We start from the raw sequence: 14,716 nt of genomic DNA on the forward strand, positions 1-14,716 counted from the left end.
GGCCGGCTTTGTACGAAACGTAACAGTCCAGAAGAGGCGAGCCGGAGATGGGCTCATCGGATAAACCGAAAGCGCCACATTCCAGGGGCCAAAGCAACGCAACGCGCTTGCTTCGTGTCATCTCCGAAACGCTTGAGAAGCCGGAGAGCGCTTTTTTCGAACACAATACCGAGCCCAATGATCAAACTGAAGTTTTTGAGCTCATTGATATCTATAACAACCTCACGCTCCCGTCCGACCGTCGTTATTTGATGGCTGTTGCGCGAAAGCTCAGGACAGACAAATAGTCGCCCACCTTCAGCGCCGCCGCGCCTGGCATCCGGTTGGCGAGGTTCTCCGCCTTCTTCAGCGCACCGCTCCCCGTCTGCGCCGGCTCCTGCCGGGCGGGCCGCAGCGGCGTCCGGTGCAGCTCGAACGGCGGCACAACGAACGCCGTCTTCATCGCCATCGCCGACCCATCCTCTCCACAGTTTGATCCGGTTCTCCACCGACCGGATTTTCGGTTTAACGCCACGTCATGGCTTGCGTTTTCAGTCCGAGTTCACACCGGTCCACCGACGCCGCAGAAACATTCCCTGCGCGGATTGAACCGCCACCACAGGTGATGTTTGTTCTGCTTCCGTTCTAGCACAACGGAGCGCCGCGTGCACCTCAACCGGATCGACGAACTGCTGATCCACAGTCCCGACGCCGTCCGCGTGCCCCTGATCGGGCAAGCGCTCTGCGCCGGCTTCCCGTCGCCCGCCGACGACTTCCTGGAGGGGGCCCTCGAACTGCCGCGCTGGCTCGTGCCGAACCCGCCGGCGACGTTCCTGTGGCGCATCTCCGGCACGTCGATGGAGGGCGCCGGCATCCACGACCGCGACCTCGCCTGCGTCGACCGCAGCCTCAAACCCGCCCACGGTAGCATCGTCGTGGCGGCGATCGACGGCCAGATGTCGTGCAAGCGCCTCGTCGTCGACGGCAACGTCGCGCGGCTCGCCTTCTGCAACCCGGATCTGCCGGCCTTCGCGGTCGAGGAACTCGGCGAGGGCGTGATCTGGGGCGTGGTCCGCTTCTCGATCCGCTGGCACGTCGCCCGCGCGCAGCTCTCGTGAGCACGCACGAGGCCCGCCGCCGCGACCGGATCGGCGGCGGCCGCGCCGTGGCGCTGATCGACGGCAACAGCTTCTACTGCTCGTGCGAGCGCGTCTTCGACCCGAAGCTCGCCCGGGTGCCGGTGATCGTGCTCTCGAACAACGACGGCTGCGCCATCGCCCGGACAGCCGAGGCTAAGGCGCTCGGTATCCGCATGGGCGACCCGTACTTCAAGATCCGCGACCTGTGCCGCGCCCAGGGCGTGCGCGTGTTCTCGTCGAACTACACGCTCTACGGCGACATGTCGGGCCGCACCAACGCGGTCTACCGGCAGTTCGCGCCCCAGGTGGAGATCTACTCCATCGACGAGAGTTTTTTGAACCTCACCGACGTGGCGCCGGCGCTCCGGGTCGAGCTCGCCCGGGACCTGCGCGCGACCGTGCTGGCCTGGACCGGCATCCCGACCTGCGTCGGCATCGGCCCGACCAAGACGCTGGCCAAACTCGCCAACCACATCGCCAAGACGGTGCCCGCGCTGGACGGCGTGTGCGACCTGACCGACCCGGAGGCCTACGCGCACTGGCTGTGCCGGATCGCGGCGGCCGAGGTCTGGGGCATCGGCCGGGCCTCGCTGGCGAAGCTGGAGGCGATGGGCGTCGAGAGCGTGGCGGACCTGCGCGACCTCGTCCCGCGGCCGGTGCGCAAGGGGCTGACCGTGGTGGGCGAGCGGATCATCCACGAGCTGCGCGGGCTCGCCTGCCTGCCGCTGGAGCTGGTGCCGGCCCGGCGCAAGGGCTGCGCGGTGACCCGCTCGTTCTCCGGCCGGATCGAGGACCGCGCCACCCTGGAGGAGGCGGTGGCCGCCCACGCGACGCGGCTCGGCGAGAAGCTGCGGCGGGAGGGGCTGGGCACCGACCACGTCACGATCTTCTACCACACCAGCGAGCACGACCGGGGCGCGCCGATGCGCTCGGTCTCGACGACGGTGGGCCTGCCCGAGCACAGCTCGGACACGCTGGCGCTGATCAAGGCGGCGCGGCACGGGGTGGCGACGACCTGGCGCGAGCCGGGGGAGCGTCCATGGCGGTACTCGAAGGCCGGCATCGTCATGAACGACCTCGTGCCGCTCTCGCACAGCCCGCGGGCGCTGATCGGCGCATTGGACCGGGCGCGATCCGGGCCGCTGATGGCGGCGATGGACGCGTGCAACACGCGCTGGGGCCGGGGCGCCGTGGTGCCGGCGCGGGCGGGGCTGGTGAGCCGGCGGGACTGGAACACGAAGTTCGAGATGCGGACCCCGCGGTACACCACGCAGGTGGGCGAGCTGCCAGTGGCGCACGCCTAGGCGCGCATCACCCGTTCCGACGACCGCTTCGGTTGAAGCGGCACGCCTCCGACGCCGGCCACGCCACGATGTCGGGGGAAACTGTGCGGTTTTGCCCCAAGTCGTCGGCAATCCGCCAAAGCGCTTCAGGACCTATCTCAATCCGCAAGCCAATGTGCTCACCGGTTGGATCCTTGGCAGGCCGCGCGTCAACGGCGGATGCCTTCTGAGCCGACACCGACAGCAGCTGCGGATTCACTGTCCTGCGAGGCGATACCAATGCGCTTTCTTCCTGCCGGAGTGCTCGCTCTCGTCATGATGGCAACGCCTGTTTTCGCGTTGGACGCAGGAGACACGATGCAAGCTTGGGCCGGGGCATCGACCGCCGACAAAGACAATCTCCTGCGCAAGCTGGGTGCATCGAGCGGTGTGGATGCTGCCCGGAATCGTGTGCGCTCCTGCCTCGACGATACCTCAAGGACGACCGGCCACTCGAGCTTGCCGATCTCAGAGGTCGCAAAGGCCTGCTCCGAACAGGTGGAGCGCGAAAACATATAGTTCCGTCAAAGCGAGAATACCTGCCCGGCTTTCAGGGTCGTCACCTTTTATTGGCGGCAAGACGGCAATCGCCGACCTGATGCGAAACCGGTGACCGGAGGCGCGCGAGGCGCTCAATCGCTCAGCGATGACGACCGCTTTGGGTGGATTTCCGCCGGTCCGCTTCCAAGCGGCGGAGACATCAGAGCGGACCTCGCGGTTCCGCCCGCTCGGAACCTGCGCAGAGCTGCCCTGCCATCATCCAGACCGCATTCGGTGGAGCCTCAGCGATGCAGCTGCCCGTATCCTCACGAAATCGTGCGGCGCCATACTGCGGGCGCTTGCTTCGCTCTCGTCGCCAGCAGCCACACGTGTCGAAACGAGGATGGCTCATGGGCATGCAACTGTAAGTAAAACCGATCAAGTCATTGTCATTTACATTGCGTAAGTGAATTGTTTCTAGACATTTGGCAATCAAACGAAGAACTCCCCGTAGGAAACAGCGCGTGCCACTCTTCGACGCCGATCTCCGCGCTCTCATGGCAGCGCTCGACAGGTCGCGTGCGCGGATCGAGTTCACGCCGGATGGAACGGTCAAAACAGCGAACGCCAACTTCCTCACGCTCATGGGCTACACGCTAGCTGAGGTCGAAGGTCGGCATCATACCCTGTTCGTGCCTGCCGCTGAGCGTGAGAGCCAGGGATACCGACTGTTCTGGGACGCCCTGCGCCGGGGCGAACCGCAGACCCGTGAGTTCAAGCGGATCGCGAAGAACGGGCAATCCGTCTGGATCCAAGCCACTTACAACCCCGTGCTGGATCGGGCGGGGCATGTGACGCGGGTCGTCAAGCTCGCCTCGGATGTCACCGCACAGGTGCTGCGCAACATCGACCATGATGGTCAGCTCGCCGCCCTTCACCAATCCCAAGCCGTCATCGAATTCGCGCTCGACGGGACCATCCTGGCCGCCAACGCGAACTTCCTCGCGGCGGTCGGCTATCGCTTGGACGAGGTCCAGGGCCACCATCACAGCCTGTTCGTCGATCCCGCGGATCATGGCAGCGCCGCATACCGCAGCTTCTGGGACCGCCTGGGACGCGGTGAGTTCGCTACGGGAGAGTTCCGGCGTATCGCCAAGGGCGGGCGCGAGATCTGGATCCAGGCCACCTACAACCCGATCCGCGACCGCGACGGCGTGCCGACCAAGGTGGTGAAGTTCGCGACCGACATCACCGCCGAGAAGCTCCGGAACGCGGATGCGACGGGCCAGCTCGCCGCCGTCAATCGATCGCAGGCCGTCATCGAGTTCGCGCCGGATGCCACCGTACTGAGCGCGAACGAGAACTTCCTGAAGACCGTTGGGTACCGTCTTGAGGAGGTTCGCGGGCGGCCGCACGCGATGTTCGTTGATCCCGGCTATGCGCAATCACCAGAGTATGCGGCGTTCTGGGATCGCCTGCGCGGCGGCCAGTTCTCCGCCGGCATGTACCAGCGGGTCGGCAAGGGTGGCCGGTCGATCTGGATCCAGGCCAGCTACAATCCGATCTTCGATCCGGTCGGCCGCCTGACCAAGATCGTGAAGTACGCCACCGACGTGACCGCCAACATGCAGGCGCGTTCCGTGGCTGTCGACGCGGCGGAACACGCCCTGGACCACGTGCACGCGATCACCGGCTCCGCCGAGACGATGAACGCCGCCGCGGTCGGGATCTCCCGCAGCATGGCTCAGTCGAAAGAGGTGGTGGATGACATCCGTGGCCGCGCGGATCGGGCTGACGCGGCGACGGAGCGGTTGAAGGCCGCCGCCGGGGCCATGGGCGACGTCGCCTCGATGATCGCGCGGATCGCGCAGCAGATCAATCTGCTGGCCCTGAACGCCACGATCGAGGCCGCGCGGGCGGGTGCGGCGGGCAAGGGGTTTGCCGTGGTCGCGACGGAGGTGAAGGAACTGGCCGGGCAGGCCGCCGCTGCCACGACGCGGATCGGCACCGAAGTCGTGGGAATGCAGGCCATCTCGGCCGAGGTTGCGGACACGCTCGCTTCGATCACGACGTCGATCGGCACGATCAGCTCGCATGTCGAGGGCGTCAGCGGATCGATGGATGAGCAATCGCGCATGACCGGGGATATCCTGGCCAGCATGCACCGCGCGGCGACCAGCGTTTCGAGCATCAGCACGAGCTTGGACGACTGGACGGTCGGCATGGAGGAGCGGCGCTCTGAACGGCGGCCTCGCGTACTCCTCCCGGCACATATTCTCCTCCCCGGGGGCGACCGTATCTCCTGCTCGATCCGTGACCTGACGGAGGGCGGCGCACGTCTGCACGTCGCGTCGTCGATGGGTGTACCGCGGAAATTCGCCCTGATCGTCGACGCCGATGGCCGCCGCTTCCAGTGCGAAACGCGACATAGCGCTGGCCCAGCGGTCCATGTCCAGTTCGCGTCATCAAGCTCGGCGCAGATCAGAAGGGTCGCGTGATCGCGAACGCTTCTGATCGATCCAGTTTCAGCGGTCGATGAAACAGAAATCGTGGCTTCCCGCTCAAGCTGCCAGGACGGCCGCTCTGGAGAAGCACCCAAAGCGATCCAGGTGGCCGGGTTGAGTCGAAATCGGTCGCGCTAGGACTTCGTCACCACCGCGAGCCACGACCACTTCGCGAACCGGTCCCCGGTCTGCCGGATATGCGTGTAGCGCTGCAGGCTCTGCCAGGAGCGGTGCCCGCTCACCGAGGCGGCGAGCGGCACCGTTCGGCCCATCTCGAACAGGCGGGTCACGCCGCAATGCCGCAGATCGTAGAAGTGCAGATCCACGATCCCGAGGAACGCGCAGGTCCGGGTGAAGGCCGCCGAGATCGCGTCGGTGGAGTAGGGGAAGATCTGCGCCTCGGTGCGCGGCATGGCCGCGATGATCGCCAGCGCCTCGGGCGGCAGCTCGCACCACACGTCGTTGCCGACCTTGTCGCCCGGGTTCTTCATGTCGCGCACCAGCACGCGGCTGTGGGGCGCGTCGAGGTCGGCCCAGGTGATGCGGACGATCTTGTCCTGGCGGCGCGTCGAGTACAGCGCGAAGGCGACGATCCGCCGCATCAGCAGGGACGACGGCCGGCGCGTCCGCACCGAACCGAAATGCTTCATCAGCCGGTCGAGCTCGTCGAGCGTCGGCAGCCGCGCGCGCCGCTTCGACTTGCCCACCAGGCCCATGCGCCGGGCGACGAAGGCGGCATCCTTCAGCACGTCCGGATCGAGCGGCCAGCCCCAGCCGCGCCGGGCGCTCGTCATGACGGCGGACAGGTGGGACAGGTAATTGCCGACCGTCGACGGATCGCGCCCCTTGCCAAGCTCGGTGATGAAGGCGGTGATCTCGGCGCGCGTCACCGCCGAGCAGGGCAGGGCGGCCAGCGGGTAGCCCTTGATGGCCTGCAGCACCTGGGCCTTGGTCCGGCCGATGCTCTTGCGTGATTCGGCGACGTAGCGGTCGATCGCCGCAGCAAGCGTCGGATCCTCGGCCTTCGGCTGATCGAGGGCGCCGGGCACGTCGAGTTCCTTCTCCCGCTTCTTGATCCAGGCCGCGGCCGCGGGACGCCGGTCGAAGGTCCGGGTCTCGCGGTGGACCTTGCCGTCCCTTTTGACGACGATCTGGGCGTGATACCCCGTCGTCCCGTTCTTCCGCACGCGCTCGACGATGGTCCCCATCGCGCCCCCCGCGGTGGTACAGCACGGGGTCGAGCGGGTACAGCAAAGCTGTACTTTGATCAATCCGAGGCCCGATGAGGCCCGCCGAGACTCGGCGAGGTACAGCACGAGAGCGACAGCAAGTGATTGGCGGACCGGAAGAACCCAGAAATCTCAGTGGATGGCGCTTTTCCGTCGCCCCGATGATGGATTGGACGGATCGCCATTGCCGTGCGTTCCATCGGACACTCTCGTCCCACGCCCGGCTCTACACTGAGATGGTGACCACCGGCGCCGTTCTGCACGGGCCACGTGAGCGCCTGCTCGGCTTCTCCTCAGTGGACCATCCGGTTGCCGTTCAGCTCGGCGGATCGGCCCCGACGGAGCTGGCGCAGGCGGCGCGGATCGCCGCGGAGTTCGGCTATGACGAGGTCAACCTCAACGTCGGATGCCCCTCGGACAGGGTGCAGGAAGGCCGCTTCGGCGCTTGCTTGATGCGTGAGCCGGCCCTGGTGGGCGACTGCGTCGCCGCCATGAAGGCGGCGGTCGCCGTGCCAGTGACGGTGAAGTGCCGGATCGGCGTCGACGATCAGGATCCCGAGGCGGCCCTCGACACCCTGGCCGACGCCGTGGTGGCGGCGGGCGTCGACGGGCTGATCGTCCACGCCCGCAAGGCTTGGCTCCAGGGTCTCTCGCCCAAGGAGAACCGGGATGTGCCGCCCCTCGATTACGGCCGGGCGGCGCGGCTGAAGCAGCGGCTTCCCCGCCTGCCGATCGCGGTCAACGGCGGCGTGCGCGATCTGGACGCCGTGCAGGCGCGCCTCGCGGAGGTCGATGGCGTGATGGTCGGACGCGCGGCCTATTCCGAGCCGGCGCTGCTGCTCGGCGTCGATCCCGAATTGTTCGGCATGCCCGCGCCGGCAGCCGATGCCTTCGCGGCGATCGAAGCGTTCGAGCCCTACGTGGCCGGGATGCTCGCCAGCGGCGAGCGCCTGCACGCGGTCACTCGGCACATGCTGGGGCTGTTTAATGGCCGGCCCGGCGCCCGGGCCTACCGGCGCCACCTCTCGACCCACGGCATGCGGCCCGACGCCGGTCTAGCCACCCTGCGGGAGGCCGTCGCGCTCGTCTCCCGGGCGGCGCCCGAGGCGCGGGCCGCCTGAGCGACGGGCCTTACGGCGGGCTCAGGATCAGGCGGTCGCCGCGGACCTCGTAGCCCGAGAGGCGTGTCAGGAAGGTCTGGCCGAGGAGATTGGCCGACAGCGCGCCGGGCTTCGCCACCATGGCGTTCACCCGCCGCTCGGTAATCGTGCCGATGCCGAGGGAGTCGAGCTGGACGGGCGCCGCATAGGTGATGCCGTTGGCGGTGGAGACGCGGGCCGTGAACTCAGAGGCCGCAGGCGTGAGGCCGAGCGCGGCGGCGTTCTCGGCGGTCAGGACGACACTGCTCGCGCCCGTGTCGAACAGGAATGGCTGCGGGCGGCCGTTGACCTCAGCTTCGACCCGGAAGTCGCCGTCGGCCCGCCGGACGATCGTGACGGCGCCGTCGGCGCGTGTGGTCGCGGTTCCTGGCCGCACCGCGCCGAGCACCTGGGAACTGATGCCCTGGATCCGGTCGCGCTCGCTGTAGCCGATCACCAGGGCGAGGCCGATCAGCGCCCAGGCCAGGAGCGCCCGCAGGTTCGCGCCGAGCTGGGCCGTGAACTGCCGCCAGAACCCGGCCACCACCAGGATCAGGATCATCCCCGTCCAGGCGAGGCTGGCGAGTTGATCGGGCCCCATCACGCCGCCGACGCTGTCGCTACCGTCACTGAAGACCAGGGCGACGAGGATCAGCGCGATCGCGCCGAGCCCGAGATAGATCATGACGGCAGTGCCCCCTCCGGCGGGACCAGGTCAGCCGCGCGCATCCGGGCCTCCAGCTCGGCCATGACGCTGCGGCGCTGGACCTCCGACATCCCGCCCCAGGCGGCGATCTCGTCGCGGGTTCGGCCACAGCCGCAGCACAGGCCGGTCGCGGCGTCGAGCACGCAGACCTTGGTGCAGGGCGAGGAGGGCTTTGGCGCGGGCGACATCGAAAAACCTTGGCGGTCCGATCGTGGCCGGGTGATGACCTTCCCCGCGCGCGTTAATTCGCCGCCGCAGCGACCAGGACGACCAGCGCGGCGATCTCGGCGACCTGCTGGCAGGCGCCGATCACGTCTCCGGTCTGGCCGCCGATCTTGGCCTGGGCCAGCCGGGTCAGGCCCCAGGCCGCGAGGCCCGCGCACAGGATCATCAGCACGACGCCGCCGAACGTCAGGCCGAGGAGACACGCGGCCAGCGCCAGCGCCAGACCGAGCCCGAGGGCGGTGGCGAGGCTCGCCCGGCTCGGGCGTCCGACCGAGGCGGAGAGACCGCCCGGACGCGCCGGCGCCAGCAGCACCATCGGCGCCAGGGCGGCGACCCGCGACAGGGCGGCGGCCAGGATCAGGGCGGTGGCGGCGGCATAGCCGGTGCGGTCGAGGAGCGTCGCCAGGGCGCCGATGCGTAGGGCGAGTGACAGGACCAGGGCCGCACCGCCATAGGCGCCGATCCGGCTATCGCGCATGATCTCCAGGCGGCGCTCCCGGGTGGCGCCGCCGCCGAAGCCGTCGGCGACGTCGGCGAGCCCGTCCTCGTGCAGCGCGCCGGTCGCCACCACCAGGGTCGCCACCGCCAGGGTGGCGGCCAGGAACGGGCCGAGCCCGATCCACCAAGCGGCGGCAAGCACCAGGGCGGCCGGCAGGGCAAGGACGAGGCCGACGAGCGGCAGCATCCGGGGAAGGGTGGTGAAGTCGGGGATGCGATGCGGGTCCGGCTCGCCGGGCAGTTGCGGCACCGGCAAACGCGAGTAGAAGCGCAGGCATCCGGCGAGGTCGTAGAGGGCGCCGCGCCCGGGCCAGTCGGCCTCACCGCCGGTCTGCCTGTCCATCGCGGTCACTCGCATCCGCTCGTACGGGGCGAGCAGGTCCAGTATACGCGGCTCGATCCGGCTCCGTCCCCCCGTCCGCGAGCACCCACAGGAAATCATCGGCCCATGCCCGATCCAGGCCCGTTCGACGACATCCGCAACCTGCTCAAGGCCATGCCCGGCCCCGACCAGGAGGCGCAGGAGGCGGTGGCCGCCCGGGACGCGACCCTGACCAAGCCCGCGGGCTCCCTCGGCCGGCTGGAAAACCTCGTCGCGTGGCTGGCGGCGTGGCAGGGCAAGGCGCTGCCGAGCTTCGACCGGCCGCTGGTCTGCGTCTTCGCTGGCAGCCACGGGGTGACGCGCCGGGGGGTCTCGGCCTTTCCGGACGCGGTCAACCGCCAGATGCTCGACAATTTCGCCGCCGGGGGCGCGGCGATCAACCAGATCTGCGCCGCCTACGGACTGGGCTTCAAGGTATTCGACCTTGCCCTCGACATGCCGACCGGCGACATCACGGAAGGGCCGGCCCTCGACGAGCGCGCGACGGTCGCCACCATGGCGTTCGGCATGGAGGCGGTGGCCGCCGGCACCGATTGCCTTGGCATCGGCGAGATGGGCATCGGCAACACCACGGTGGCGGCGGCCCTCTATGCGGCCCTGTTCGGCGGCGATCCGGCCCATTGGGTCGGGCACGGCACGGGCGTCGACCGGGACGGCCTCAGCCGCAAGGTCGCGGCCGTCGAGGCGGCGTTGGCGCACCATGCCGGCCATCTCGACGACCCGCTCCAGGTGCTGGCGCGCCTCGGCGGCCGGGAGATCGCCGCCATGGCGGGGGCGATCCTGGCGGCCCGGCTGCAGCGGATCCCGGTGGTGATCGACGGCTACGTGGCCACCGCAGCCGCGGCCGTGCTGCACGCCGCCGACCCCACCGCCCTCGACCATTGCCTGGCCGGCCACGTCTCGGCCGAGGGCGTCCACGCGGAGGTGCTGGAGCGGCTCGGCCTCGTGCCGCTGCTGGCGCTCGGCATGCGGCTCGGGGAGGCGTCCGGTGCCGGCATGGCGATGGGCCTACTCAAGGGCGCGCTCGCCTGCCACACCGGCATGGCGACCTTCGCGCAGGCGGGGGTGTCCGGGAAGGGGACGAGTCCCGCGGGTTGACACGTCGGGGCTTCACCCCGACACCCCACCAAAGGGACTTGGTCCCTATGGATTCCCCTGATCAGGTGGTCTTCTCGATGTTCCAGAAGAACTGGACCGGGGCCATGACCATGCCCTTAAGCTTCGTGCTGATGGCCATCGGCTGCTGCACGAGACCGGCCGGGGCGTAGGGCACGACCGCGAAGGCCCGCTCCTCGATCTGCGCGGCCAGCGCCTTCTGCTGCACCTCGTCGCTGGTCGCGATCCACTCGCTCCGCAGACTCTCCAGGGTCGGATCGTCCGGCCAGCCGAACCACGCGGCCTGACCGTTGGCCCGGATCAGCGGGTGCAGGGCCGGATTCAGCACGTCGGCGCCCGACCAGAGCGTGTGGAAGACCGACCAGCCCCCGGTATCGACCGGCCCGCGGTTGCCACGGCGGGCGATGAAGCTGCCCCAGTCGGTGGAGACCAGATCGACGTTCATCCCGAGCTGCTTGAGTAGATCCTGGGTCACCAGCGACTGGTTGTAGGCGATTGGCTGGTCGGCCGGGGCCAGCAGCACGACCTTCTCGCCCTTGTAGCCGGCCTTGGCCAGCATCGCCTTGGCCTTGGCGAGGTCCGCCTGCATGGCGGCAGCCCCGCCGGCACCGGTCGACATCGGCGAACCCGGCGTGAAGAAGGTCTTGGCCTCCCGATAATAGTCCGGGTCGCCGACCACCGCCTGCATGTAGTCGTCCTGCTTCATGGCCATCATCACGGCCCGGCGGATCTCGGGATTGTTGAACGGCGGCTGCGTGTGATTGAACCGCATCAGCAGGATCAGCCCGAGCGGGACATTGCGGATCTCGATCCCCGGCTTGCCCTTGAGCACCGGCATCAGGTCGATTGCCGGCTGCTCATACCAGTCGACCGCCCCCTGGATCATCGCGCCGACCGCCGCCGAGGCCTCAGTGATGGCGAGCCACTCGATCCGGTCGACCTTCGCGATCTTGCCGCCGGCCGCCCAGGAGGGCGCCTCCTCGCGGGGCCGATAGCCGGCGTGGCGCGTGTAGATCGCGTTCTGGCCCGGGATCCATTCCCGCGCCTCGAAGCGCCAGGGTCCGGAGCCCGTCGCGTCGGCGATCGGCTTGGAGGCATCCTGCAGGGCGATGCGCTCCGGCATGATGAACGGCACGTTGGAGGACAGCTTGCCCAAAGCTGCCGGGAGCAGGGGGAACGGCTTCTTCAGGCTGATAGTGAAGGTCCGGGCGTCCTCCTGGCCGTACCCCTCCACGAAGCCCGCCAGGGTTTGCCCGAAGGCGTCCCGCTTGGACCAGCGCGCGATGGAGGCAATACAGTCCTTGGCTTCGACCGGCGTGCCGTCGTGGAAGCTCAGACCGTCCCGGAGATGGAAGGTCCAGCGCAGGCCGTCGGGCGCGGTCTGCCACGCGCTGACCATCTGGGGCTGGATCCGGAAGTTCTCGTCTGTGGCGAACAACGTATCGTAGACGAGATAGCCGTGGTTGCGGATGACGTAGCTCGTGGCGACGATCGGATCGAGGGAGGGCAGGGGCGTCGACGGAATGAAGCGCAGCACGCTGCCACTGGACTGGGCCCGAGCATGGGATGGGCGGCCGAGACCGGCGGCGAGCGCCGAGGCGGTGCCCGCCAGAAGCTGGCGGCGGTGGAGCGTCATTGCGGTCGATCCCTCTTGTCGTCGGGCCCCCATGCCCGCGTTATTTTATACAATTTCAAGTGTTAGACCCACCGTCAAGGGTCCTACGGAGCCCCGAGCCTGATGGGAGCGAGACGATGAAGAACCGGACCATGGCGGGTTCGATCGGATTCGAGATTCGGCGGCGCATTCTCGACGGGCGCTATCCGGCCGGATCGCAATTGCGACAGGACGGGCTGGCCGCGGAGTTCGGCGCCAGCCGGATCCCCGTCCGGGAGGCGCTGTTCCAGCTCGAAGCCGAGGGTCTGGTGCGCATCCACCCGCATCGGGGCGCGACGGTGGCGCCACTTTCGTCCGCCGATGCGGCCGAGGCTCTGGAACTCCGCGCGGCCCTGGAGCCGCGCCTCCTCGCGCTGTCTGCGCCGCTGCTGACCGAACCGGATTTCGATCGGGCGGATGGGCTCTTGGAGGATTACGCTGCAGCCCTGAACGACGGGGCCACGGCGCGTTGGGGAACACTCAACACGGAGCTGCATCTCCTTCTCTATAGCCGGGCGAACCGCCCCCGTGCGCTTGGCCTCGTCGGCTCCCTGCTGGCGGAATGCGACCGCTACACCCGCCTGCAGCTCTCGACCGATGCGGCGGAGCTGGAGCGGGCCGACCGGGAGCACCGCGAGATGGTCCGGCTCTGCCGGAACGGTCATGTTTCGGCCGCCTGCGCCCTGCTGATCGACCATATCGGCCACGTCGCCACTGCGTTGCTGGCCTTTCTCGGCGAGCCCTCCAACGAAACCAGAACGCCCGCCACGCCGCAGGTGATTGTATAAAATCGTTATCCGAAACGGCGCCCCCCACGAAGAGCCCCGCCGTCCGGCGCCCCCCATGCCGCGGCCCTGAACCCCTTGAGGACCGGATCGGTCGCCCGATTTCGAGGCGCTGAGTTGGAAGGAGAGAAGGCGCGGTGGCGGCGATGTCGGCGGTCGTCTCTTGCGGCCGGATGAGCAACTGCCGGCTTCTGACCGTAAGATCCGGCAGCCCGCCACGATCGATTGGCGTCCGGTCTGCAACACGGGTCGGCGCCACGCACCTTTGCGTGGAACGGCCCGTCGGCGTTATGGCGAGTGCGCGATCGTCCTCAGCCCGCGAACCCCGCCCATGAAGATCACCCAGGCCTTCACCTTCGAGGCGGCCCACCGGCTGCCGAATGTGCCCGAGACCCACCGCTGCCACCGGATGCACGGGCATTCCTACCGGGTCGAATTGACCGTGGGCGGCCCCGTCGATCCGCACACCGGCTGGGTGATCGACTTCTACGAAATCGAAAGCATCTTCGGGCCGCTGCTCGCCCGCCTCGACCACCATTGCCTCAACGAGATCGAGGGGCTCGAGAACCCGACCGCCGAGAACATCGCGGCCTGGATCTGGCATCGGCTGCGGCCGGACCTGCCGGGGCTCGCCCGCGTGCGGGTGGCCGAAACCCCGATGTCGTGGGCCGAATACGATGGCGACTGATATCCCGGGCGATCGCTCGGCGCTGGTGCTGTTCTCGGGCGGCCAGGATTCGGCGACCTGCCTCGCTTGGGCCCTCGACCGGTTCGACCATGTCGAGACGTTGGGCTTCGATTACGGCCAGCGTCACCGGGTCGAGCTCGACCGGCGTGCGGCCCTGCGGGCCGGCACGACGCGCATCAACCCGGCCTGGGCGCCGCGGCTCGGAGACGACCACACCCTCGCCCTCGAAGCCCTCGGGCAGGTGTCCGAGACGGCGCTCACCCGCGAAGCCGCGATCGGCTACGAGGCCTCGGGCCTGCCTAACACCTTCGTGCCGGGGCGCAACATCGTGTTCCTGACCTTCGCGGCGGCACTCGCCTACCGGCGGGGCCTGCGCCACGTGGTCGGCGGCATGTGCGAGACCGACTATTCCGGCTATCCCGATTGCCGGGACGACACGATCAAGGCCCTGCAGGTTGCGCTCAACCTCGGCATGGAGCGTCGGTTCGTGCTGCACACGCCGCTGATGTGGCTCGACAAGGCGCAGACTTGGGGCCTCGCCGAGACGCTGGGCGGTCGCGAACTGGTCGATCTGATCGTCGAGGAGAGCCACACCTGCTACCTCGGCGAGCGCGGGCAGCGCCATGCCTGGGGCTATGGCTGCGGCACCTGCCCGGCCTGCCGCCTGCGGGCGGATGGATATGCGCGGTTCAGCGCGCAGGCAGATTAGCGGCTTCGCTCGATCGCCACTGCGCACTGGCATCGCGCGGGCGCAGCAAGCTTCCCGCCTCGATGTCCGCCGGCGCCTGCATTTCCAGAGAGAGATCGGCTGGGAAGACTTTCAACCCGCACCAACGGCGACGCTTGGTGGACAATCGACAGCCCGCTCTA

Annotated in this window: 15 protein-coding genes; 8 read left to right on the forward strand and 7 right to left on the reverse strand. The window is 68.5% G+C overall.

Annotated elements, in window-relative coordinates; genetic code table 11:
- Window positions 1-244: 244 nt before the first annotated feature.
- Window positions 245-448: a hypothetical protein gene (locus OXS27_RS08680; protein ID WP_267355519.1), complete on the reverse strand. Its 204-nt coding sequence runs from the start codon at window positions 446-448 to the stop codon at window positions 245-247.
- Between the two features lie 196 nt (window positions 449-644).
- On the opposite strand from OXS27_RS08680, the gene umuD reads away from it, so the two are divergent.
- From umuD to OXS27_RS08695, 3 genes are all read left to right on the forward strand, one after another.
- Window positions 645-1,097, forward strand: coding sequence for a translesion error-prone DNA polymerase V autoproteolytic subunit (umuD, locus tag OXS27_RS08685; RefSeq protein WP_267355492.1), 453 nt, complete (start codon window positions 645-647; stop codon window positions 1,095-1,097).
- Window positions 1,094-2,422 carry a Y-family DNA polymerase gene (locus OXS27_RS08690; protein WP_267355493.1) on the forward strand — a complete coding sequence of 443 codons (1,329 nt, stop codon included), beginning with the start codon at window positions 1,094-1,096 and terminating at the stop codon, window positions 2,420-2,422. The genes umuD and OXS27_RS08690 overlap by 4 nt, the downstream gene beginning before the upstream one ends.
- A gap of 1,022 nt (window positions 2,423-3,444) precedes the next feature.
- Complete coding sequence (locus OXS27_RS08695; RefSeq protein ID WP_267355494.1) at window positions 3,445-5,418, forward strand: PAS domain-containing protein; 1,974 nt, start codon at window positions 3,445-3,447, stop codon at window positions 5,416-5,418.
- Window positions 5,419-5,558: 140 nt separating this feature from the next.
- Here the strand turns inward: OXS27_RS08695 and OXS27_RS08700 are convergent, their stop codons facing one another.
- On the reverse strand, window positions 5,559-6,632 hold the full coding sequence (locus OXS27_RS08700) for a tyrosine-type recombinase/integrase (RefSeq protein WP_267355495.1): 1,074 nt from the start codon (window positions 6,630-6,632) through the stop codon (window positions 5,559-5,561).
- Window positions 6,633-6,757: 125 nt separating this feature from the next.
- On the opposite strand from OXS27_RS08700, the gene dusA reads away from it, so the two are divergent.
- Complete coding sequence (gene dusA / locus OXS27_RS08705; protein ID WP_267355518.1) at window positions 6,758-7,774, forward strand: tRNA dihydrouridine(20/20a) synthase DusA; 1,017 nt, start codon at window positions 6,758-6,760, stop codon at window positions 7,772-7,774.
- Between the two features lie 10 nt (window positions 7,775-7,784).
- Here dusA and OXS27_RS08710 read toward each other — a convergent pair whose 3' ends face one another.
- From OXS27_RS08710 to cobS, 3 genes are read right to left on the reverse strand one after another with little or no spacing between them, the layout of a single operon-like run.
- Window positions 7,785-8,477: a TIGR02281 family clan AA aspartic protease gene (locus tag OXS27_RS08710; protein ID WP_243925331.1), complete on the reverse strand. Its 693-nt coding sequence runs from the start codon at window positions 8,475-8,477 to the stop codon at window positions 7,785-7,787.
- Complete coding sequence (locus tag OXS27_RS08715) at window positions 8,474-8,686, reverse strand: DUF1289 domain-containing protein (RefSeq protein ID WP_267355496.1); 213 nt, start codon at window positions 8,684-8,686, stop codon at window positions 8,474-8,476. Before OXS27_RS08715 ends, OXS27_RS08710 begins: the two co-directional genes overlap by 4 nt.
- 53 nt (window positions 8,687-8,739) lie before the next feature.
- On the reverse strand, window positions 8,740-9,564 hold the full coding sequence (gene cobS / locus OXS27_RS08720; protein WP_267355497.1) for an adenosylcobinamide-GDP ribazoletransferase: 825 nt from the start codon (window positions 9,562-9,564) through the stop codon (window positions 8,740-8,742).
- 105 nt (window positions 9,565-9,669) lie between these two features.
- On the opposite strand from cobS, the gene cobT reads away from it, so the two are divergent.
- Window positions 9,670-10,701, forward strand: coding sequence for a nicotinate-nucleotide--dimethylbenzimidazole phosphoribosyltransferase (gene cobT / locus OXS27_RS08725; RefSeq protein WP_267355498.1), 1,032 nt, complete (start codon window positions 9,670-9,672; stop codon window positions 10,699-10,701).
- Between the two features lie 61 nt (window positions 10,702-10,762).
- Here cobT and OXS27_RS08730 read toward each other — a convergent pair whose 3' ends face one another.
- The gene (locus OXS27_RS08730) at window positions 10,763-12,355 is read right to left on the reverse strand and encodes an ABC transporter substrate-binding protein (protein WP_267355499.1); all 1,593 of its coding nucleotides are present in this window, start codon (window positions 12,353-12,355) and stop codon (window positions 10,763-10,765) included.
- Window positions 12,356-12,471: 116 nt separating this feature from the next.
- Here OXS27_RS08730 and OXS27_RS08735 point away from each other — a divergent pair, with 116 nt between their 5' ends.
- From OXS27_RS08735 to queC, 3 genes are all read left to right on the forward strand, one after another.
- On the forward strand, window positions 12,472-13,161 hold the full coding sequence (locus OXS27_RS08735; RefSeq protein WP_267355500.1) for a GntR family transcriptional regulator: 690 nt from the start codon (window positions 12,472-12,474) through the stop codon (window positions 13,159-13,161).
- Window positions 13,162-13,489: 328 nt separating this feature from the next.
- Complete coding sequence (queD, locus tag OXS27_RS08740) at window positions 13,490-13,846, forward strand: 6-carboxytetrahydropterin synthase QueD (RefSeq protein WP_243923198.1); 357 nt, start codon at window positions 13,490-13,492, stop codon at window positions 13,844-13,846.
- Complete coding sequence (gene queC, locus OXS27_RS08745) at window positions 13,836-14,555, forward strand: 7-cyano-7-deazaguanine synthase QueC (RefSeq protein WP_267355501.1); 720 nt, start codon at window positions 13,836-13,838, stop codon at window positions 14,553-14,555. The genes queD and queC overlap by 11 nt, the downstream gene beginning before the upstream one ends.
- Here the strand turns inward: queC and OXS27_RS08750 are convergent.
- Window positions 14,536-14,716: hypothetical protein (locus OXS27_RS08750; RefSeq protein ID WP_267355502.1), on the reverse strand; the 181-nt coding region annotated here is incomplete at its 5' end. The two genes, queC and OXS27_RS08750, sit on opposite strands and share 20 nt — an antisense overlap.

The sequence above is a fragment of the Methylobacterium sp. GC_Met_3 genome, assembly GCF_026540775.1.
Lineage (GTDB): Bacteria > Pseudomonadota > Alphaproteobacteria > Rhizobiales > Beijerinckiaceae > Methylobacterium.